The following is an 18,071-nucleotide window of genomic DNA, read 5'->3' as shown; positions in this document are numbered from 1 at the left end:
ACGGAATTCCTCCGGCGAACATCCGTTCGCTTGGTCCGTGCATCGGTGCGCACGACAGTGCCGTTACAGATCCTCAAACCCGCAGAAACGCATTACCTGCAAACCCGATACATTCACCCGTCCTCATTCAGCCCCATCCGCCTTGGCCGCGGCCTTGGCAGCCTTCTTGAACTCCCGGACCTCCCCCAACGACACCTTGTCCCGAACATCGGCCACACTCCGCCGAGCCCCGTCCTCGCCGTAGGCCCCAGCAGCCTCCCGCCACCCGTCCGGCCGCACCCCGAGCTGCTTGCCCAACAGCGCCAGGAAGATCCGGGCCTTCTGGTCCCCGTAACCAGGCAACGCCTTGAGCCGCTTCAACACCGTCTTCCCGTCGGGAGCGTCCCGAGTCCAGACAGCCGAGGCATCCCCGTCGTAGTGCTCGATGAGGTACCGCGCCAACACCTGCAACCGCTTCCCCATGGAACCTGGAAACCGATGCACCGCGGGCACCTCGGCCATGACGGCGGCGAACTCCTCGTCACCAGCCTCCGCGACCCGGCGCACGTCCAACTCGCCACCCATGCGGTCGGCAATCACCTTGGGCCCCTTGAACGCCTTTTCCATCGGAATCTGCTGGTCGCAACACACTGCTGGATGTATGTTTTAGTTCGCTCGGATGGCGCAGTAGTTTCGCCCACGGCTCGGTGGGCCTTTCGCTAGCATTCTGGCCGGACAAGGGGGTCGAGTGACTAGTATGGAGTCGGCTGACAGGTCGGCCTATGCCGACGAATCCGTCCCGGTGGATGAGCGGCACCGTGCTGCTGCACGTGACCTGGAGTTGAAGGTCGACTCGTTGCGGGCGGCCAGAGGTGCACGGCGTCTGCACTATGTTTGGTTATTGTCTAGTGTTGTCGCTGTTTTGTTGCTGGGTTACAGCGGCATCCTGGCTTTCTGGCAATCCGATCCGAATACCCTTCGAGTCTTCGGGCTTGTCGCTGTAGTTGTTTCTACTGTGGCCGCATCCACTGTCTTGATAAAGAAGCGGCCGGAGCTGGTGGATCTGAACTTTGAGGCCCGTCAGCTCCTGCACGTCAAACACTCTTTGGCTTCCAGGGTGCCGGTCGAGTCTGTTGAAGCCCTGCGTATCTATCGTGAGTCTTCCCTGGACCTCGTCGAGCAGTTCCGTAAAAATGCGACTCGCAATCGTGGCGTCCATAATTCTTTTCAGGGCTTCGTTATTGCTGGCTCCATCGTCGGCTCCACCATGACGGCGCTTGTGGGTGAACTTCCTGATATTCGCTGGTACGCGACCGTGATTACTGCTCTGGTGAGCATCTCTGCAGGGCTTACCGGGTATTTTAAGTTTCGGGAGCGTGGATACAATGAGCAGTCTACAGCTGATGACATCGAGCGGAACTATAATGCTGTTCAGTTTCGAATTGGCGAGTACCAGATTGTTGACGGCATTGATGATCAGGATGGCGAGGAGGCTGAGATGGGACGTCTAAGGAAGTATGCCGAGAACGTCGAAAAGCTCAAGGAAGAGCAGCGTAAGAGGGAGTTGCAACTAGAGCAATCGCCTGGGGCTACCGATGGACGATCGTGAAGGCTCAGTGGAAACTTTGTTGAGTCACTTCGCCGCGGCTTTCGCGGCCTTCTTGAATTCTCGCACCTCGCTCAATGTCGCTCTGTCCCTCACGTCGGCGACACTGCGCCGAGCACCTTCGTCTCCGTAGTCTCCGGCCGCCTCACGCCACCCGTCAGGCTGGATCCCCAACTGCTTGCCCAGAAGTGCAAGGAAGATGCGGGCCTTCTGGTCGCCATATCCAGGCAGCGCTTTCAAGCGTTTCAACACGGTCTTGCCGTCAGGCTCGTCGCGGGTCCAGATGACTTTGGGGTCGCCGTCGTAGTGCTCGATAAGGTATTGCGCCAGGGTTTGGAGTCGCTTGCCCATCGATCCAGGAAAGCGGTGCACGGCAGGCACCTCGGACATGACGGCGGCGAACTCCTCTTCGCTCGCCTCGGCGATCCGATGCACGCTCAGTTCGCCCATGCGGTCCGCGATCACCTTCGGTCCCTTGAACGCCTTTTCCATTGGAATTTGTTGATCTAGCAGCATTCCGAATAGCAACGCGAGAGGACTGTTGGAGAGCAGTTCGTCAGCTTCCGGGTCCTGGGCGAGGCACAGCTTTGGGCTCATGGCGGAAAGGATCTCATGAAGGCTCGGGCGGTGCTGCGTTCGTTGGCGCGACAGCGCGGAGCGGTGGCGTGGCGTCGATCGCCGTGCCCAGCTCGATCAAGCAGAGTGGCCTCGCGATCGTCACGGCCTTGACCATGCGGTGGGTCGGGTTCTTCGTCCTGCTGGCGTGCGTGGGGCACCCTCCCTGTCCGCGCCGCGCCGCGAGCACGGCCGGAGGCCGCGCGCAAGCGGCGTGGATTTGGACAGAGGGGAGGGTGCCCGCGCTGGCGCAGCCAGCGCCTTGACCAAGGAGAAGAAAGTTTGAACCGGCCCTATCAGGCTGCGGGGTCTGAGTCGGTCGGGCGGGGGATCGGCTTGAAGCGGTGCTGTTCGCGGATCGTCTCGGCCCATGCCTCCTCTCCGGCGTTGGTGTAGCCGATGCCTGCAACCGACCACTGGCCTACGCGGATCGTGGGCTGCTCCACAGGAAGGGGTTCAAGTCCGGCCAGCTCTCTCGCGCGGTCGGCTCGGAAGCGGGCTCGGTCGGCGCGCATGGTGCCCAGGGTGGTCGAGTAGCGGCGGCTCTTGGTGGAGAAGTGGCCGCCGTACCCGAGCATGTGCGCCCACTCCCGGAGGTTCAGGTGGGCCTGGTCGTCGCCCAGCTCCCAGCAGGTCCGGATCATCTGGCGTGCGTGGTCGGTCAGGCCGCGAACGTGGTCCAGGTGGGCGATGGTGCGTAGCGGCCTGTCGACGGTGCCTGCCGCCTCGGCTCCCTTCGTGGCGTACTTCGCGATGTACCGCGCGACCTTCGCGTCGGTCCAGCCCGCTTCGTCTGTGCCTTCGATTGGGCGGAGGTCGAGCTGCTTGCCCCATCGGATCGTCTGGCCGTGGCCAGGGACGTGGACACGTGACGCTTGGGCTGCGGCGGTGATCGCGTCGCACAGCAGGCTCATGTCCGCTCCCGGCGGTGGTGGCTCCTCGGGGCCTGCGGGGCCATCCAGGCGGATGACGGCGTGGAAGTGCACAAGCCCACGGGCCTGGTACTCGGCCACCTTGGCGTACTCGACCCGCAGGAACTTGGTCAGGCGGGAGCGCGGGACCTGGAGGGCTTCCGCCAGGTGGCGACGGAGGTACACGGCGAACGTGTGCCACAACTCGCCCGCGCGGTTGTTCCAGAGCACGGCCCCGGCGTAGTCGTAGGTGTCTGGGTCGATGGCTTGTCCGAGTAGCGGGTCATCCTCGACGTGTCGCGCCCGGCACGACGGTCCCTCGCGGCGAGGGTGGCATGGGCGGACGTGTCCGCCTGGGTCCGTGGGACGGCTGTGGACTGGGCCGAAGGACGGCGCGGTGAACGTCGCGAACACGCGTGGGTGGGTGGCGACTGAACCCGGCACGTCCCGGCCGCCGGCGAGGCCGGACTTGATCAGGTGGAACGTGTCGTCGGCGTAGACCCGTGCACACGCCTCGCACCGACTCGCCCTGCGGTTGCCGCACGCGGTCAGCAGGTACTCGTTGGGCTCGTCCCACGTTGAGTAGGTGGCCAGTACCTCGCCGCTTGTTGGGTCCACTGTGGATGATTCGCCAACTAGGCGGATGGGAGACGTACAGCCGCGCGTGCTGGCTACCATTTCCTTCCAGCGAACGAAGTCCTGCTTGTTCGTCGCACCCTGGGCCAGCAGTCGCAGGTACGGCGGGATGTCGCGCGCGTCGAACTCGTGGCCGCTCATCAGGCGGCCTCCGGGTACTGCTGCGGCGGGCGCTGTTCGTCGGCCAGGCGGATGCCGAAGATGGCGTTGACGCGCTGCCAGCGTTCATCGGTCCACGCGGGTGTGGAGGCGGCTTGCTGCTCTGCCCACTCCCACATCTCGTCGGGCGTCGGGCCCACAAGAACACTTCCCTTCACGGTCGGGAAGCCGTGACAGGGCAACACAAGCGCTGTGGGGATCTACCCCGTGATGGTGTGAAGGGAAGTGTTCTCGCGTCTCTGTACGGCACCCCGTGAGGGCATGCCCTCGTTCCGTTTTGGGATCATGTGCCGCACTGCTGGCCGTAGCCTCTGGTGTCGTTTGTGGGGCTTGTATTGCGTTCGTCTGTCGCGGCCTCGTGTGCTGCGTCAGTGCTGGTCAAATGGTGTGGTGGCGTTGATCGCGGCAACCGTGGCGGCTATCTCTGCGGCTACTCGACGTGCTTGGGCGCGGGCCGTGCGGCGTCGCCACAGCGCGTGGACACCACAGATCAAGGCGTAGAGGGCAACGCATCCCCAGACGACGCACGCGGCTACGTACATGGCCAGGGTCAACGCGCCCTCTACGACCTCCCTGGACATGGGCTAGTTGATCAGTTCGGCGTGCTTGCCCTGTGCCGGTGCGTACGGTGACGCGAGCTGCTGGCACCGGGTCGCGAACTCCGTTGCGGCCTTTGCCAAGTCCCACGCGAACTTCGCTGCCAGGCGGGCCGCGCCCGGATGGTTGGACAACTGGACTGCGATCTGCGAATCGCCGATTTCGGCGATCAAGCTCGGCTGTCCGGCGGTCGGTTCCACCAAGCTCGCGCTCGCCTGCTCCTCCGGGTACGCCAGTACGTAGAAGGCCATCCCGACTCCCTCCGTCGTTGCGTCGGTTACGACGATCGGGGGCGATTGCGGCTCGGGGGACAAAGTTCGTGAGTGAGATATTTACGTTCTGAGTATCCGCAGGTCACTGCGTAGCGGCGTGGTTACACTCGGCTTGAGGCACAGGTCAGGGGTGGTCATGAGTCCGGTTCGGCGGTGCCGCAGGTGCAAGACGAAGCTCGCGGCTGACAACGGTGGGCAGCTTTGTTCTGTCTGCGGACGTCGTGAGGTGATGTCTACGCGTGCGCCGATGCAACTGCCGGAGTTCTGGTGTACCGAGAGGTTTCGGGAGGCGTTCGCTGCCCGGCACTTCGGGAAGGTCATTCACGCCTACCGGTACGGGCACTCACCCGCGATGACTCAGGCACGGGTCGCGCGGTGGCTCGGGGTGTCACAGGCTCAGGTGTCGCACATGGAGAGGTACCCGGTGCCGCCGCAAGACCTGTCGAAGCTCGACTACTGGGCTCGGGTCCTGCGCATCCCCGCGTACCTCTTGTGGTTCAGGTTGAGCGAGGAGCCTTCCGATCGGAAGGTCGAGGCGGTGCGTGACGGGCGGCCGTTCGGCTGGTTCACGATGAGTGCCTCGGAGGTGGTGGCCGATCGTGAGGTTGGGCCGGCTGATGTCGAGACGTTGCGGGCGATGACTCGGACGTTCCGGCAGCTCGACAACCGGTTCGGTGGTGGGCACGCGCGAGCCACGGTCAGTCAGTACCTCGTCAGCGAGGCTGTGCCGTTGCTGCGGGGTGGACGGTTCCGGGATGGGGTGCGGCGGGAGCTGTTCGGGGCCGTCGCGGAGATGAACCAGCTTGCCGGGTGGATGGCCTACGACGTCGGGGCCGTTGAGGCTGGGCGGAAGCATCTCCGGTTGGCGCTCCAGCTCTGCAAGGACGTTGGGGATGACGCGCTTGCTGCCGAAATGCTGGCCGGGATGAGCCATCACGCGGCGTTCTTCCGGTCGTCGCTGGTGGCGGTCGACCTGGCGCGCGGGGCTCGGGACACGGCTTCGCGGACTGGGCTCGGGGTGTTGAAGGCCGAAGCCGCGGTGATGGAGGCGCACGGGTTGGCGTTGCAGCGTGACCCGAAAGCGGCTGGTGTGGCGCTTCGGGAGGCTGAGGCGTTGTTCTCGGCTGCTGAGGGCTCTGAGGTGCCTGAGTGGTTGGGGTACTTCGATGCGGCTTACCTGGCGGCCAAGTTCGCGCACTGCTTCCGGGAGCTGCGGCAGCTTGATGAGGCTGAAGGGTTCGCTCGGCGGTCGTTGGAGATGAGTGAGGGGTATGAGCGCGGGCGGCTGTTCAACACGGCGTTGCTTGCGTCGATCCTTGCTGATCAGCGGCGGGTGGAGGAGGCGTGTTCGGTTGGGCTGGATGCGCTGCGGATGGCGAGCAACCTCAACTCCGTGCGGACGGTGACCTATCTGGTCGACGTGGCTACGCGGCTTCGGCCGTTCCGGGGTGCGCCGGCGGTTGAGGCTTTGTACAGGGAGATGCGGGAGATGGGGATCATCGGGCTAGCTGAAGGCAAGAACGTGTAGCAGGCCCACCTGTGCGGCGGCTCCGATGATCTCGCCGTTGGCGAGCATGTCCTTGATGTTGGCCAGGGGAATCCAAGCGACTCGTTCGGCCTCGTTGACGTCGGGCTGTTGGCCGGTGTTCTCGGCTCCTTCACCCAGGTAGATCAGGTTCTCGAAGTCGGCGGTGCCGGTGAGGGGCTGGAAGGTGGTCAGGAGCTTGATGCTTCTGGGCTTCCAGCCGGTCTCCTCGATGGCTTCGCGCTCGGCGCAGGCTGCCGGGTCCTCGTTGGGGTCGAGGTAGCCGCCGGGGAGTTCCCAGGTCCAGCGGTCCATGATCCAGCGGTGGCGGTAGATCATGAGGACGTGCTCGTGGGCGTCGTCCAGGACCAGGGTCATGACGGCCTTGGGCATCCGTAGAACCCACTGCTCGAAGTGCACGCCGTCCGGTAGTTCGACGTGGGCGATGCTGACGTTGAGCTTGCGGGTGTCGTCCACCAGACGCTCGCCGTGGATGGTCCAGCGTGTCAGCGCGCCGGTAGGTTCCTCAACAGCCACGTAGCAAACGCTACATGAGTGTAGGTCGAAGCATCCTGCCAGGGGAAATCCACCTTATATGGAATTGTCGGTGCCTGTTGGCATGATGTGCGGGTCGTGTACATCCCTGCTTGCGAGGTAGCGGTGGACCAGCGCAGTTACACCACGGGAACTGAAAAAGCCCTTTTTATGTTGAGTCGTGGGCGGTGCTATGCGCCGGAGTGTCCCGCTAAGGTTATTAGAAACGTCGAGACGGGACCGGAGGTGAACGTTGAGATTGCGCACATAGTGGCACATAAGGAAAACGGTCCTCGTTACGACGAAAACGTTGGCGATGAAGAGCGTCGCAGCTTCACCAACTTGATCCTTCTGTGTCCACCGCATCATAAGATGGTCGACCGAAAGGGTAATGAGAATATCTATACTGTAGAGCTTCTGAGAAAGTGGAAGGTTGATCGCGAGGGCGACTATGCATCTGAATTGGAAGGTCTGGATAATCTGACACAAGACAAGCTCGAAAGCATCCTGACCGACACCGTACAGGAAGTAAAGGGGGAGACGCTTGCGGCGATCGAACGTCTTGAAGGTATTAGTGGCGAGGCGGCTCAAACATTGAGGGTGCTTGTTGCTGAGGTGTTCGATCGCCCTTATCTAGACGTAGATGCCATAGCGCTGCTCAACGAGTCGGCACTTATGCTGCGCCATCTGGAAGATTCGGCCTCCATGTTGAATGGCGCCGCTCGTAGGCTTGGTGGCCTCGAGGACTCTGCTTCCACGCTCTTGGCGGCCTCCCATCGCTTGGTGAATCTGGAAGACTCAGCCTCCACTCTTTCGAGTGCCGCAGATAGATTGCGTGGCTTGGAGGACAATTCCAGTTCTCTCAGATTTGCTGCGCGTGAAATGCAGAGCGCTGTAGAAACCATGCCTTCCCACTATGACCTTAGCTCCGTTGTTGAGAACCTTCGCCTCCTTTCGGGTGGTTTTAGCAGGGCTGTGGACAGCGCTGATTCGGTCCTGCGGAATGTCGTGACGGAAATCGAGAATAGTCGCGATGTGGCTCCACGGGTGGTATACCACGCGCCCAAGACGTCGGATATATTTTGGAAGGGTGTCGGCGTCGGAGTCTTCCTCTCCTGCCTTCTCTGTGTCATCGCAATCGTAGTATGGCGGATTAACAATCCTTAATTCTGTCGCCAGACTAGTTCGATGCGGTCGGAGTGGAAGCCTCGGCGGCCGTTGGATGGGTGGATGATGACGGCTGCTAGGGCCTCTTCGATGTAGGCACGACGCTGGGCCAGGGGGTAGGTGTCCCAGTCAGCGCGGATGGTGGCGTTGGTGGGGCTGGTGCTAGCGGTCTTGGCTAGCCAGCGTTCGCGGTCTATTAGTAGTGTGCGCTCCTGCTGTTCTAGGTCGGAGAGCATGGCGAAGTAGCGGGCTGCGGAGATCTGTCGGGACTTGCGGGCCTTGGCCAGCTCGGTGAGGTCGGCGCGGACCTCTGCCAGCTCTGCTTCGTTAGGCCATGGTTCCGGGGTGGTCTGGGCTTCGCGGCGTTCGGCTTCCTTCTCGTACTTGCGGATGACGGCCGCAGTCACCCAGTCGTCTACCTCGCGACCCTGGATGCTGACGCCTCCGCCGCAGCCTCCGTTGCTCTTGGCCTCGCACGAGTAGTAGAAGCGCGTTGGGTCCTTCACGCGGGTGTGATGGGCTTTGGTGGCGCGCAGCTTTGCGCCGCAGTTCTCCTTGCCGCAGCGGAGTGTGCCGGTGAGGAGATAGGTGCGGGTGTTCTTGCCTCTGCCTGCAATAGCGTGCGCACCGATCACTGCCGTGACGGACTCCCACTGGGTGACGGTCAAGATCGGGTCGAACTGGCCGATGACTGGCTCGCCTGCGTCGTCGCGGACTATCTCCACGCGGAACGACTCGGTGCCGGTCTCCTGGTTGATCTCGCGGACGTTGCGGGACCGGTAGCCGCAGATTCGAGGGTTGCGGAAGACGGTCTTGACGGTTTGGCCGCTCCACTTGTTGCCCAGTGGGGTCAGGACTCCGCGGTCGTTCCAGTCGGTGACGATTGCGCCCAGGGGTGCGCCTTTGACGATCCGGTCTGCTGCATTCCGGATTTCGGTGGCCTCGGTCTCGTTGAGGGTGCGCTTGTCCTGGTTCCAGCCGAACGGGCGGCGGCCTCCCGTGGGGATGCCTGCCTGTTCAAGGGCGCGGTGCTTGCGGCGGACTCGGCGGGAGGTGTCGGCTGACTGCTTGTTGGTCGTGGCTACGACGATGCGGGCTACCGTGCGGCCGTTGTCGGTCAGAAGGTCGAGGGTGCCGGTGATGTCGAGGATGGGGCGGCCGAAGTGCTCTACCACCTCGATGGCGTCCTCCAGGTGCCTGTTGTCGCGGGTCAGGCGGTCGATGTCGTAGACCACCAAGCCATCCAAGGGGCGGCCGTCCGGGGTCTTGCCGCGTTTGAGGTCGTCCAGAGCGCCCTCGAAGATCGGGCGGACTACGCGGTAGGCCCAGGAGCCGTCGGGCATCTGGACTCGCTTGCGCTTCCAGGCTGACGTGTCGGGCTCCACGTACGTGTGGATGTAGACGCCGTTGCGCGACTCCACGTAGGTGCGGCAGTCCTTCTCTTGCTCCTCGCGGCCCCTGATGTCCTTGCCGGACAACGGAACCCGGCGCGGGTTGGCGTCGGGGTCGTCGTGGCTCAGCTCGAACGACAGGCGGACCAGGCCCGCCAGGTTCATGCCCTCGAAGTCGCCCCAGTGGGCTCGGCGGACCCAGTCTGACTGCTCCATGAGCTAGTCATACATCAGACAGTGTGCTGGTCCAGCAACATCCCGAAGAGCAGGGCCAGGGGGCTGCTCGACAGCAGTTCGTCGGCGTCGGTGTCCTGTGCGAGGCAGAGCTTCGGGGTCATGCGCGACATGGTGGCACGCGTTCGTCCGGCCTGCCGGCAAGAGGACGCCACCGCCGAGACGGCGGTGGCGTCCCTCGATCGCGTTCGCGGCTCGTCAAGTGAATCGACGTAGTGGTCCCGCCGTCGTCTCCGGCCCCGTGTGCGCGCTGAACGCTGGGCGCTGGTGACCTTCCCGCACGTGGCCGTCTCGTGATGGACGGCCACGTGGGTGCTGCGGTTATGCCTGGCCGACGAAGATTGCCTTGTCCGAGCCGAAATCGGGCTGGAACGTGACCTGCAGTTCGCCTGGTTGCGTGCCGACCGAGTACGACGTCTCGTAGGTGTAGGTCTTGCCCGGCAGGACCGTGGCGCTGTCCAGACCCCCGCCGCCGCACTGGCCGTTGGAGTCGAAGATCTGCTCCGCCTTTTTGCTGTTGAACTGGGCGTCGCTGCCCATCGTCAGCAGCGCTGTCTCGAACGCCTTGTCCGTGCCGTTGGTGACCGTGACGGTGATCTTGACGGCCCGCTCGACGCCCTGCGGTGACGCGTACTGGCCGGGGGTGCAGGCGGCGGGCACGGAGACCTCCACGGCCAGACCGCTCTTCCACGTGTAGCGCTGGCCCCAGGTTGGCGGGGTCTTCGCCGCGTCGGCCTGGGTCGCCTGACCCTTGCCCTCGTCGCCGTTGCCCACTTGGCCCTTGCCCGCGTCGCCGTTGCTGACCTGGCCCTGGTTGGTCGTGCCGTTGATGATCTCGTCGATCTTCTCCACGGCGGCCTTCTGGGCGATCACCGTGAAGACGATCGCGAGGACGCACAGCGCCGTGCCGATGCCCGCGAGCACCTTCTTGGTGCCGAACAGCGCGATAACGCCCAGCACGGCCCCGACGAACGCCACCACGATGGTCAGGTTGTTCAAGATGATGATGGGCGAGCCGACGACGCCCACGATTCCCAGGATCAGCGCCGTCCACGCGAGCGCGCCGAACTTGGTCGGCTTGGGCTGCGGTGCGGCTGGTGGGTACGCCTGAGCACTCTGCGGATAGGTCATGACGATTACCCCTCGATTCGACGTACTGAGGAATCGCGGAGGTCGACCCGCCCGTTAGCCGGAAATCGAGCACCACTCGTTCGAGTGTATTGCAGTAACGGGCGGGTCCGCGTGGGCGATGCCGGAAAGGTCAAAGGGGTATTCGTGGGGGAGCGGAGGGGATCAGGCGAACTCCGGGATCAGGTCGCCGATCAGGCGCAGGCTGGTCATCACCGACTCGTGTGACAGGCTGCCTACCTGGTGGAACGCCATCAGGCGGTCGATGCCCAGGTCGGCGTAGGTGCGCAGTTTCTTCCGGCATGTTTCCGGGCTGCCGACGATCAGTGAGTCCTGTTCGTTCAGGGCCTCGAAGATCTCCTCGTCGGGCACCTCTTCGCCTTGCAGCACGCGCCCGATCACGACCTGCGCGCGGTTCGGGCCGGTGAACGCCTCGGCTTCCGCCCGGAGGAAATCGCCGGTCAGGCCGCCGCCCGACGGGTCCGCCATGATGTCCTGCTGGTGGCGCACGGTTTCCACGAAAGAATCCGCCGCCTCGAAGAACGTCAGCGCCCGGACGGTGTACCAGGCCGCCGCGGCGACCGCGCCGTTCTTCACCGCTTGTTCGTCGGTCGCCGCGCAGTGCACGAACGTGAAGAACGCGATCTGGTTGTTCACGAAAGCCCCGACCGGCTCGGTGCACGCCGCCGCGGCCTCGCGGTAGAGGCGCACCATCCGCCGCACGCGTTCCGCCGATTCCCAGATCGTCGTCCCGAGGACGCCGACGCCCCGCTTCCCGGCCTCCTCGAAGGACGACGGCGTCGCGGCGGCCTGCCACAGCGGCGGGTGGGGCCGTTGCAGCGGCTTCGGGACGATCGGCACGTCGTCGATCTCGAAGCCCTCGCCGGAGTAGGAGAACCGCTCCTGCGTCCACATCCTCGGCACCATCTCGAACGCCTGCTGCGTCTGCCGCCGCACGTCCGCCGGGTCGACTCCGAACAGCCGCCACTCGGGCGCGGTCGAGCGGGTCAGGCCCAGTTCGACCCGGCCGTTGCTGAGGTGGTCGAGCATCGCGGCCCGTTCGGCGACCCGGATCGGGTGGTTGAAGCACGCGGGCGCGAGGACGGCCGAGTGGCCCAGGCGGATCCGCGACGTGTGCTGCGAGATGGCCGCCAGCACCAGCTCCGGCGCGGACGACAGGCTGAACTCCTCCGCGCCGTGGTGCTCGACCTGCCACCAGCAGCCGTAGCCCAGCTCGTCGGCCAGTTTCGCCTGTTCCAGGGCCTCGGTGATGCGCGCGTGCTGGTGCCCGTCCTGCCACGGCCGGGGGTCCTGGATCTCGTTGAAAACGTCGACCTTCACCGCGCGCTCCTCCACCCGTCAGCAGGGTCCGCAGAAATTAGCCCGGCGGACGGCCCCGCGGCAGCGGCCATTCAGGTGCGGCTGATCGGCACGACCTGCGCCAGCAGCAGCCGGTACGCCTCGCGGTCCACGGTGGCCGGGTCATCGGCCAGCCAGTCGCCGATCTCCTCGACGAACTGCGCCGGCGTCATCGGCGGCACGAGGGTGTCGGCCCCGTCGTCCGTCGTCACCTCGCCCGCCCGGCTCGGGTAGACCACGACCACCGTGCGGACCTCCAGCCACGGCAACAGCTTCCGGTACACCGCGAGGCTCCGGGGCAACCGCGTGCCGCCGCCCCGGAACGGGTGCCCGTTGCGCCACAGCGTCCCGTCGTCCTCGGCCGCGTAGTGCCCCGGCAGCCACGACTTCGACTCGATCAGCACCAGCCGCCGCCCGCACAGCACCGCGTGGTCCACGTCGGCGAACACCGAACCCGGCCAGGCCAGGCCGTGGAACACCCGCGCGCCGGGCAACCTGGTCAGGTAGCGGGCCAGCAGGTCCGCGGTGAGCCGTTCGCACACCCGGTCGTCCGTGGTGCCGTGGACCACCTCCGCGTCGACCTCGTGCGCGAACGCCCGGTCCGCCCGCACGGCCGCCAAGTACCGCCGCACCAACCGGAACGCCGCGACGGCCGCCGCGCCCACGACGAGCAGCCACAACGTCAGCGTGAGCGGCGAGAAGTCGACCGCCACCACGGGCAGCAGCAGGAAGAACCAGCCGCACACCGCGGCCAGCGCGGGCGCGTGGCCGGGACCGGCGACGGGCACGTACCGGACCCGCTGCGCGACGTCGACCAGGTGCCACCACGGGACGTCGCCGAGATCGACGTCCGGCTTCGGAGGTACGAAGTCGGGGTCTTCGCCGAAGTTGCGCAGCCGCCCGGTCCGGCCGGAGCGCGGCGGGCGGGTGGAGGTCGCCCGGGACTGCGGCCGGGTGAACGACCACCCCCGGTCGTAGTCGCGCCGCCGCGTCGGGTCGCGGAGCGTGTCGTAGGCCTCTTGCAACATGCGGAAGGTCAGCGACGAGCCCCCCGCGTCGGGGTGCATGACCTTGGCCAACGACCGGTAGGCGGACTTGATCTCCGCCGTGGACGCGTTGCGGCCCACCCCGAGGAGCTCGTAGTAGTCGACCCCGCGCACGCGGCAGACCTTAGCGGGACCGATCGGCGCACTCTGTTCGGCACTGTCTTCCGGTGCGTACTCGTGGTTAGTGTTGTGCGGAGCACGGTCGCGCACCGCGCGGACGGCTCGTCGGGACCTGTAGCGCAGTGGTTGACGCGCCCGCCTTCCGAGACGGGAGTACGCCGGTTCGAATCCGGCCTGGTCCGCTTCGCACCTACGCGCGGGAGGCGTCGGCGGTCTAGGACCTGCCGCGCTGCTTCCGGCCGCCCTACGTCGGCCACCGGGGTCGCTGGGCGTACCTGGACGTGGCGGTGGCAAGGGCTGGTGGCACGGCCGAGCGCGGTTCCGCCGGCCGGGTGACGTTCGAGTTGCCGGGGTCCTGGAGAGGCCGCACGCTGCGCCCATGGCGACTTGCGACGTCTGCGGAAACGACTACTGGATGGCGTTCGAGGTGCGCACGGTGAGCGGCGACGTGCACACGTTCGACAGCTTCGAGTGCGCCATCCAACGCCTCGCGCCGCGCTGCGAGCACTGCGACTGCCGCATCCTCGGGCACGGCGTCGAGGTGGAGGGCCGGTTCTTCTGCTGCGCCCACTGCGCGCGCAGCGCGGAGAGCCTCGGGATGCAGATCAAGGACACCGTCGGCGCACACCCGGGCTGACCACCACCGGACACGTGACCACTGTCGGAGACGTGACCACCATCGGACGCCCATGACCGTCGGACGGCGGCGACTACCGGTCTGCGGCGGCCGGATACACACGTCGGCGAGGGCGGAACGGGGTCGGTAGCGGGCCGGAGGACCAGGTCAGGGGCCAGGTCAGGGGCGCGGGTCAGGGGCACGGCTCAGAGGCTGAGGACCAGCTTGCCGTTGATGAAGCGGGGCTGGAGGTCGCCGCGCGCGTCGACGCTCTGCACGCCGTGCGGCAGGACCTCGTCGATCGCGCTGAACGCCAGGATGTCCGAGACGCCGTACCGGCCGCGCAGGCTGCGCTGGCCGGGGAACCGCAGGGCGCGCCCTTCCTTGCGGTCGCGGTGGGCGAGTGCGGCTCTGAGGGCGCCTCTGGCCAGCTGCTCGGGCCCCGCCAGGCGTTGCAGGCTGCCGTTGTGCACGGCCACGCCGTAGCCGCGCTCGATGAGCGTCGACACGGTGTTCTCGGACGGGTCGTCGGTCAGCCGGAACGACATGGCGTGGTGGTCCTCGACCGCGTGCACGCACACCACCTGGGCGTGGAACAGCAGGGTTTCGTACAGCGCCAGTGCCGTCTGGTCCGCCGTGCGCGGGTCGTCGTGGCCCGCGTTGAGGCCGAGCCAGGTCGTCATCGCACGTCCACGTGGATCTGTCCCCTCCGCCACCGGGTCGCGGTTCCCGGCGAGGCTAGTCCGTTCGGGTGAGGTGCAGGTAGCCTGCGAATGGCGGTTTCCCGAAATCTAGATCGGCAGGAGATCGAAACCGTCCAGGAACGGCAGCAGGCCGGTGCGCTGGAGCGCCGCGGCCGAGAGCCAGACGGACAGGATCGTGATCAGCGGTCCGACGATCGCCATCTCCACGGTGCCGCCGGTCTGCATCCGCATGATCTTCGGCGGCGCGACCGGGAACCACGTCTTGCCCGCCAGCGGGATCGGCCACAGGATCGGGCAGCCCTGCTCGGTGATCGCGTCGCCCAGGTAGTGCGCGACGCAGCCCACCCCCACCGCGACCCCGCACGCCGCCGCGCTGGCCGGTGTCTGCTCGGTCCACACCACGCACAGGACCGTGATGCCCGCGGAGACCCCGGTGATGAGCAGGGCGTCCTTCTGCGGGCACCAGTCGTTCATGATCCCGCGCACGGCCAGGCCCGCGAACACGAACATCAGCACCGGCAGCGCCCACTTCTGGGACTGCTGGACCACGGCCGTCGTGCCCACGGCGGAGGCCAGGGCGAACGCGAGCGTGTGCGTCAGCCCGCGGTGGCCCCCGTCGCGGTTGGAGTCCTTGCGGGTCCGCGTGGTGCGGTAGACGAACGAGCTGATCGTGTTGATCAACGCCGACGCACCCGCGCTGACCGGCCCGAACGTCCGGGAGATGGTCGAGGACGGGTGGTCCAGGTCGGGCAGCAGGGCGGCTCCGGTCGCCAGCACCGCGCCGACCGCCCAGCTCTGCGGGCTGAGCTGACCGATGGGGTGGTTCTCGGCGAGCGCGGTCACCGCCGCCCAGGCCAGTAAGCCGCTCATGGCGTGCGTGGGTCCGGTCGACATGGTGCCCCCTCCAAGATCGTGAGTGGAGGCTAAGGCATTGTGACCCCGTTCCCATTCAAGCCGGGTGGCCACACCTGCAGCCGGACATAGCAGTACGCTTGTCTTGCTTGCATTGTCGCGAGAGGAGCGCCCTGAGTATGGGCAAGATCAAGGTTCAGGGGACCGTCGTCGAACTCGACGGCGACGAGATGACCCGAATCATCTGGCAGTTCATCAAGGACAAGCTGATCCACCCGTACCTGGACGTCGACCTGGAGTACTACGACCTGGGCATCGAGCACCGGGACGCCACGGACGACCAGGTGACGATCGACTCGGCGAACGCCATCAAGAAGCACGGCGTGGGCGTCAAGTGCGCCACCATCACCCCGGACGAGGCTCGGGTCGAGGAGTTCGGCCTGAAGAAGATGTGGGTCTCGCCGAACGGCACGATCCGCAACATCCTCGGCGGCGTGGTGTTCCGCGAGCCGATCATCATCTCCAACATCCCGCGGCTGGTGCCGGGCTGGACCAAGCCGATCATCATCGGCCGCCACGCCCACGGCGACCAGTACAAGGCCACCAACTTCAAGGTGCCCGGCGCGGGTGAGCTGACCATCACCTTCACGCCGCAGGACGGCTCCGAGCCGATCAAGCACGTCGTGGCCAACTACGGCCCCGACGGCGGCGTGGCGATGGGCATGTACAACTTCAACAAGTCCATCGAGGACTTCGCGCGCGCCTCGTTCGCCTACGGGTTGCAGCGGAACTACCCGGTGTACATGTCGACGAAGAACACGATCCTGAAGGCGTACGACGGTGCCTTCAAGGACATCTTCCAGGCGGTCTTCGAGTCCGAGTTCAAGGACAAGTTCGACGCCGCCGGCCTCACCTACGAGCACCGCCTGATCGACGACATGGTCGCCGCGGCGCTCAAGTGGGAGGGCGGCTACGTCTGGGCCTGCAAGAACTACGACGGTGACGTGCAGTCCGACACCGTGGCGCAGGGCTTCGGCTCGCTGGGCCTGATGACGTCGGTGCTGATGACCCCGGACGGCCGGACCGTCGAGGCCGAGGCGGCGCACGGCACGGTGACCCGGCACTTCCGCCAGCACCAGGCCGGCAAGCCGACCTCCACGAACCCGATCGCCTCGATCTACGCGTGGACCGGCGGCCTCAAGCACCGCGGCAAGCTGGACGGCACCCCCGAGGTCACCGGCTTCGCGGAGACGCTGGAGCAGGTCATCATCTCGACCGTCGAGAGCGGCAAGATGACCAAGGACCTGGCCGCGCTGGTGGGCCGGGACCAGGAGTGGCTGACCACCGAGGAGTTCCTCGGCACGCTGGACGAGAACCTGCAGAAGAAGATGGCCGGCTGAGTCCGACCGGACGCACGTGGAGGGGACCGCTTCCGGGCGGTCCCCTTCGGCGTTCTCCGGCCTACGACGGCGGTGTGCGCGCCGCTGACTCCGCACGGCACCCGGGCCGGCTGTCGCGCTGGCTGCGCCGCTTCACCACCCCCAGCGTCGACCGGATGACGATCGAACCGGCGATCCGCGAGCGCTACCTCGCGGACTTGCTGCGTGCGCTGCGCATCATGGCCGCGAGACCGCCGGTCAAGGCGCGGGAAGCGCTGGTCAAGCTGCTGCAACGGCTCTCGGACCTGTCACGGCGGGTGCGTGCGTAGGTGTCCGGCACGCTGCTGCGAACCTGGTTCCGGCGGCCCGTCGCCGGGGTTCGGACGACTCGCCCGCCGGGTCGGGTGCTCGTCTCGACCAGCCACGTGACGCGCGGCCCCGACGTCGCGCGGATGACCTCCAGCCCTGGTCGTCCGCGGGTAGCCGTGCGCTCCCGCCCCGCCGGTGGGAGCCCCGCATGTCCTCGGGAGTCCTGCTCGCGCTCATCGAGTCCAAGGAGTTCGTGACGCTGGTCGCACTGGTCGCCCTGTGGCAGCTCAAAGTGCTGGTCAACGCCCTGCCGCAGCTGTCGTTGGCGCTCGACCGGCGGCGGGCGACGCGGGAGGCGCTGCGGGCCCGGACCAAGGCCGAGCGCGAGCACGCGCGGGACGTCCTGCGCATCCTCCAGGGCGATCCGCCGGAGCCCGAAGAGCGGTGACCTGTGGGTAGCGGCGGTCACCCTATCGGTTCCCCTGCCGGGTGGAATCGGTCCGCCAGCCGTCGGTGCGGCCCCGAACCGCGCTATATCTGCACTTCAGGAGCGGTGTACGGGAAGGCGTGGCGATGTTCGGGATTCCTACGCGCGGGCTGATCGTGATCGGTGTCCTCGGTGCGGCGGGGGTGATGTGGGTGTCCAACGGCGGCAAGCCGATGGGGTCGGAGAAGGCGGCGGCGGAGTGCAAGGTCACCGTGACCGCCGACATCCTCAACGTCCGGTCCGGGCCGGCCGACACCCAGCCGATCGTGTCGACCATGCAGCGCGACTCGGTGGTCAAGGCCGAGCGCACGGTGCAGAACGGGTTCCGGCTGCTGGCCGACGGGCGGTGGGTGAACAACGACTTCGTCGCGCCGACGTCGGACAGTAACTGCGGCTAGGACGTGAAAGTCCCTCAGGGAGCGGTGTGCTGCCCCGGACAGGGGTG

General features: G+C 66.2%; 19 protein-coding genes, 1 tRNA gene and 1 pseudogene. 9 read left to right on the top strand and 12 right to left on the bottom strand.

Going from position 1 to position 18,071, the window contains the following annotated elements; translation table 11 throughout:
- Positions 1-123 precede the first annotated feature (123 nt).
- Positions 124-621 (bottom strand): annotated as a pseudogene (locus tag BN6_RS37625) (HhH-GPD-type base excision DNA repair protein); the annotation flags it as partial.
- A gap of 115 nt (positions 622-736) precedes the next feature.
- On the opposite strand from BN6_RS37625, the gene BN6_RS46310 reads away from it, so the two are divergent.
- Complete coding sequence (locus tag BN6_RS46310; protein ID WP_231905473.1) at positions 737-1,588, top strand: SLATT domain-containing protein; 852 nt, start codon at positions 737-739, stop codon at positions 1,586-1,588.
- A 24-nt stretch (positions 1,589-1,612) separates the two neighbouring features.
- Here BN6_RS46310 and BN6_RS37620 read toward each other — a convergent pair whose 3' ends face one another.
- The 4 genes from BN6_RS37620 to BN6_RS37605 all read right to left on the bottom strand — a co-directional run bounded on the left by BN6_RS37620 (position 1,613) and on the right by BN6_RS37605 (position 4,754).
- Positions 1,613-2,182, bottom strand: coding sequence for an HhH-GPD-type base excision DNA repair protein (locus BN6_RS37620; protein WP_015105111.1), 570 nt, complete (start codon positions 2,180-2,182; stop codon positions 1,613-1,615).
- A 314-nt stretch (positions 2,183-2,496) separates the two neighbouring features.
- Positions 2,497-3,888, bottom strand: a complete 1,392-nt coding sequence (locus tag BN6_RS37610) for a replication initiator (RefSeq protein ID WP_015105110.1) — start codon at positions 3,886-3,888, stop codon at positions 2,497-2,499.
- Positions 3,888-4,025, bottom strand: coding sequence for a hypothetical protein (locus BN6_RS47165; RefSeq protein ID WP_158509484.1), 138 nt, complete (start codon positions 4,023-4,025; stop codon positions 3,888-3,890). Before BN6_RS47165 ends, BN6_RS37610 begins: the two co-directional genes overlap by 1 nt.
- Positions 4,026-4,490: 465 nt before the next feature.
- Complete coding sequence (locus BN6_RS37605; protein WP_015105108.1) at positions 4,491-4,754, bottom strand: hypothetical protein; 264 nt, start codon at positions 4,752-4,754, stop codon at positions 4,491-4,493.
- Positions 4,755-5,022: 268 nt separating this feature from the next.
- Here BN6_RS37605 and BN6_RS37600 point away from each other — a divergent pair, with 268 nt between their 5' ends.
- A complete protein-coding gene (locus BN6_RS37600) occupies positions 5,023-6,303 on the top strand; it encodes a hypothetical protein (protein ID WP_051075877.1) in 1,281 nt (426 codons plus the stop codon).
- Here BN6_RS37600 and BN6_RS37595 read toward each other — a convergent pair.
- Complete coding sequence (locus BN6_RS37595) at positions 6,280-6,837, bottom strand: NUDIX hydrolase (RefSeq protein WP_015105106.1); 558 nt, start codon at positions 6,835-6,837, stop codon at positions 6,280-6,282. The two genes, BN6_RS37600 and BN6_RS37595, sit on opposite strands and share 24 nt — an antisense overlap.
- Before the next feature lie 96 nt (positions 6,838-6,933).
- Between BN6_RS37595 and BN6_RS46305 the strand changes: the two genes are divergently transcribed.
- The gene (locus BN6_RS46305; protein ID WP_148303164.1) at positions 6,934-8,001 is read left to right on the top strand and encodes an HNH endonuclease; all 1,068 of its coding nucleotides are present in this window, start codon (positions 6,934-6,936) and stop codon (positions 7,999-8,001) included.
- Here the strand turns inward: BN6_RS46305 and BN6_RS37590 are convergent.
- The 4 genes from BN6_RS37590 to BN6_RS37575 form a co-directional block, all read right to left on the bottom strand.
- Positions 7,998-9,608: a recombinase family protein gene (locus tag BN6_RS37590; protein ID WP_015105104.1), complete on the bottom strand. Its 1,611-nt coding sequence runs from the start codon at positions 9,606-9,608 to the stop codon at positions 7,998-8,000. The two genes, BN6_RS46305 and BN6_RS37590, sit on opposite strands and share 4 nt — an antisense overlap.
- 339 nt (positions 9,609-9,947) lie before the next feature.
- Entirely contained in the window at positions 9,948-10,757 is an 810-nt protein-coding gene (locus tag BN6_RS37585) for a hypothetical protein (RefSeq protein WP_015105102.1), read from the bottom strand.
- A 162-nt stretch (positions 10,758-10,919) separates the two neighbouring features.
- On the bottom strand, positions 10,920-12,095 hold the full coding sequence (locus BN6_RS37580; protein WP_015105101.1) for an LLM class flavin-dependent oxidoreductase: 1,176 nt from the start codon (positions 12,093-12,095) through the stop codon (positions 10,920-10,922).
- A 71-nt stretch (positions 12,096-12,166) separates the two neighbouring features.
- A complete protein-coding gene (locus BN6_RS37575; protein ID WP_015105100.1) occupies positions 12,167-13,273 on the bottom strand; it encodes a J domain-containing protein in 1,107 nt (368 codons plus the stop codon).
- Between the two features lie 114 nt (positions 13,274-13,387).
- Between BN6_RS37575 and BN6_RS37570 the strand changes: the two genes are divergently transcribed.
- A tRNA-Gly gene (locus BN6_RS37570) sits at positions 13,388-13,461 on the top strand.
- 197 nt (positions 13,462-13,658) lie between these two features.
- Entirely contained in the window at positions 13,659-13,916 is a 258-nt protein-coding gene (locus BN6_RS37565; RefSeq protein WP_015105099.1) for a hypothetical protein, read from the top strand.
- A 185-nt stretch (positions 13,917-14,101) separates the two neighbouring features.
- On the opposite strand, the gene BN6_RS37560 is transcribed toward BN6_RS37565, so the two are convergent.
- Together BN6_RS37560 and BN6_RS37555 are read right to left on the bottom strand one after the other, a co-directional pair.
- Positions 14,102-14,578 (bottom strand): hypothetical protein, encoded by a 477-nt coding sequence (locus tag BN6_RS37560; protein ID WP_041315492.1) that lies wholly within the window; start codon positions 14,576-14,578, stop codon positions 14,102-14,104.
- Positions 14,579-14,686: 108 nt separating this feature from the next.
- The gene (locus BN6_RS37555; RefSeq protein WP_015105097.1) at positions 14,687-15,493 is read right to left on the bottom strand and encodes a metal-dependent hydrolase; all 807 of its coding nucleotides are present in this window, start codon (positions 15,491-15,493) and stop codon (positions 14,687-14,689) included.
- A 137-nt stretch (positions 15,494-15,630) separates the two neighbouring features.
- On the opposite strand from BN6_RS37555, the gene BN6_RS37550 reads away from it, so the two are divergent.
- The 4 genes from BN6_RS37550 to BN6_RS37535 all read left to right on the top strand — a co-directional run bounded on the left by BN6_RS37550 (position 15,631) and on the right by BN6_RS37535 (position 18,024).
- Positions 15,631-16,851, top strand: coding sequence for an NADP-dependent isocitrate dehydrogenase (locus BN6_RS37550; RefSeq protein ID WP_015105096.1), 1,221 nt, complete (start codon positions 15,631-15,633; stop codon positions 16,849-16,851).
- Between the two features lie 74 nt (positions 16,852-16,925).
- Positions 16,926-17,159 (top strand): hypothetical protein, encoded by a 234-nt coding sequence (locus BN6_RS37545; protein ID WP_041315490.1) that lies wholly within the window; start codon positions 16,926-16,928, stop codon positions 17,157-17,159.
- A gap of 188 nt (positions 17,160-17,347) precedes the next feature.
- Positions 17,348-17,587 (top strand): hypothetical protein, encoded by a 240-nt coding sequence (locus BN6_RS37540; RefSeq protein WP_015105094.1) that lies wholly within the window; start codon positions 17,348-17,350, stop codon positions 17,585-17,587.
- 125 nt (positions 17,588-17,712) lie between these two features.
- Positions 17,713-18,024, top strand: coding sequence for an SH3 domain-containing protein (locus BN6_RS37535; RefSeq protein ID WP_015105093.1), 312 nt, complete (start codon positions 17,713-17,715; stop codon positions 18,022-18,024).
- Positions 18,025-18,071: the final 47 nt, after the last annotated feature.

The organism is Saccharothrix espanaensis DSM 44229 (assembly GCF_000328705.1).
Classification (GTDB): Bacteria; Actinomycetota; Actinomycetes; order Mycobacteriales; family Pseudonocardiaceae; genus Actinosynnema; species Actinosynnema espanaense.
This window is presented reverse-complemented; position numbering and strand designations above follow the sequence as displayed.